This window comes from candidate division KSB1 bacterium, from assembly GCA_022562085.1.
Lineage (GTDB): Bacteria > Zhuqueibacterota > Zhuqueibacteria > Oceanimicrobiales > Oceanimicrobiaceae > Oceanimicrobium.
On the sequence record JADFPY010000484.1, the window covers coordinates 1 to 2,254 of the forward strand.

The 2,254-nt window shown below is 43.7% G+C and carries 5 protein-coding genes; all 5 read right to left on the reverse strand.

Going from position 1 to position 2,254, the window contains the following annotated elements:
• A partial coding sequence (locus IH879_22540; protein MCH7677707.1) for a hypothetical protein occupies positions 1-170 on the reverse strand: 170 nt, incomplete at its 3' end.
• Between the two features lie 251 nt (positions 171-421).
• Positions 422-1,204: a beta-lactamase family protein gene (locus IH879_22545; protein MCH7677708.1), complete on the reverse strand. Its 783-nt coding sequence runs from the start codon at positions 1,202-1,204 to the stop codon at positions 422-424.
• Positions 1,201-1,410: a beta-lactamase family protein gene (locus tag IH879_22550; GenBank protein ID MCH7677709.1), complete on the reverse strand. Its 210-nt coding sequence runs from the start codon at positions 1,408-1,410 to the stop codon at positions 1,201-1,203. Before IH879_22550 ends, IH879_22545 begins: the two co-directional genes overlap by 4 nt.
• The gene (locus IH879_22555) at positions 1,398-1,544 is read right to left on the reverse strand and encodes a hypothetical protein (GenBank protein ID MCH7677710.1); all 147 of its coding nucleotides are present in this window, start codon (positions 1,542-1,544) and stop codon (positions 1,398-1,400) included. The genes IH879_22550 and IH879_22555 overlap by 13 nt, the downstream gene beginning before the upstream one ends.
• Before the next feature lie 110 nt (positions 1,545-1,654).
• Entirely contained in the window at positions 1,655-2,065 is a 411-nt protein-coding gene (locus IH879_22560) for a DoxX family membrane protein (GenBank protein MCH7677711.1), read from the reverse strand.
• Between the last annotated feature and the right edge of the window lie 189 nt (positions 2,066-2,254).

A 2,254-nucleotide genomic window follows, 5' to 3' on the forward strand; every position in this document is an offset into this window, starting at 1 on the left:
GCAATATTGAAAACCCGATCTTTATAAAGTTGGTAGAGCTCGAATTGCGCTTTGCGCTCGCCTTTGCAACAGCGCTGCACCAGCTCCAAATCGATGCTACCAGATTCGTCGCTCTTTTTCGCGTGAAAAACGTTTTTGTTTTTATTCAGTCTAATCGCCGCTTGCAGCAAATTGTCTCCGTCGGTTTAAATCTCGAGATTCGATTTGTAAGACACAGTTTGTTGAGAGAGAGTTGCTTGGGAATTTAAATTTTTTTTTATTAGGGGAAAGATATTTTCGAAGAGCGTAGAGCGAAAAAGCGAAGAGCGCACAAAGACATCGCTTCTCGCTCAACGCTTTTCGTTCTGCGAGTCGGTTTGAACACTATAATATAATATGGAAATTCAATAAAAGGTAGGATAGTTCGCAAGAAAGACTTTATTTATAAAGCTCCCGGCCAATTTTCCTTTGTTGCAATCAAATCAAAAATCTTATCGTTGAGTTTACTGCCATTGTCGCTGTTTGTCATTACAACCAAACCCACACCGGAATTGTGCGCGATCATCAAACACCGGAAGCCCTCATTAGCGCCGCCCTGCCCGAAATATTTTTCTGCACTAACCTGGTAAATCTCTAAGCCTAAACCATAACTTCCAACAACAACGGGAGACATCATCTTTTGCACCATCTCCGTTGTCAGAACTTTATTTGATTCTCCGCGCAAGGAGCGTTGCAGCTCAATCAGAAACAAAGCTAAATCGTTAGGTGTGGTCCAAAGGCCGGCTGCCGCCATTTCAGGATAAATGTGATGTTTGCTGGGTACAACGTTTCCATTTGTATAATGTCCTGAACTCGCGTAGCTTACTTCTTGTGCCGGTAGAGGTTGGGCAAATGCACTGTTTTGCATCCCAAGCGGGCCAAGCACCAGCTCTTGCAGAATTTGTGGAAATGGTTTTTGTTCGACATCAATTAAAGCCTGCTGCATAATACAAAAGCCGCCGCCGGAATACTTGAATTCGCGACCCGGCATCCGGTCCACAAAAATGACCGGCGAGTTCGCAGGCGAGGCTCCATTTAAAACCTCTACTAAAGACGGAACCGGTTCAGTGTAGCGATAACCACGAAACCCGTGCACGGTCGTGCCCGCCGTGTGGCTGATGAGCCTTCTCAACGTCACTTTTTCATTAGCCGTAAATTGATTCTCCGGCACTTTCCACGTGGTCAACTTTGAGTTGATATTTTCTCAAACAAAATTTTTCCATCCTGCACGAATTTTACCGCTGCCATGGCAGAAACCGATTTACTGATAGAAGCCGCCTGAAACAGAGTCTCTCCGGCAACCGGTTCCTGAGTTTGCACATCTTTGACGCCGTAAACCTGAAAATAATCGATCTGGAAATCTTTAATCACAGCGATACTTACACCGGGCACATTATAAAATCCATAAGCGCCGGAATGTCGTTTAAATCGGTGGCTGTGGGCGCTGTTGGATTTTCCGAGCTGCAGCCCCAGAAATTCTGTAATAAAACCGCAACGACAATAAATCGGGTAAAAATTAACCTCATGGCTCCTCCCTTAAGATTAACTGACACAGACAAATGCACATCCGTCATTCATACACCCGAAATCAGGAATTCCCTAGCTGCTATTTACTACCGACCATCAATTTTTACAGTTAATCCGGATCGGGATTTAATCTTCCGCCCCGCACGGTTCCACCCAAAACTAATCCTGCTCCGATCAGTACCAAATTCTTAACAATGTATTGCCCTTCAATCGTCAATCCATAAGGAAAAACATTCCACACAACATCAGGTAAAATTAACAGTGGCAGAGCGGTTCCGGGCATTTGTAAAAACAAGAGCAACAAAGTTAACCGCATAAACTTTCCCGTAATCAGCCCAACACCGATTAGCGCTTCCCAGGTGGCAAGAATCGGAATAAAAATATCAGGATCAATAAAGTAGACCGTATTACGAACTAAATTTTCGGCCGGACTTAACCCCGGAAAAAACTTAAGCACCCCAAACCAAAAGAAAATAACCCCAAGTGCGACTCGCAAAAAAGTTAAACCCGTAAAAGCCATCCAGCGTGTGACGGACTGATCAATTTTCTTGAAGTATTTTTCGACGACTGCTTCTTCGGTTAATTTCAATGCTCGTAACCTTTCAAAACTTAAGAGTTTTCGATCATTAACGTGCGTTTAAAAGTCCACCGAATTATAAAGTAAAGACCAAGTCCAATCGGACCAAACATCAAAGTCAGACCTAAACAA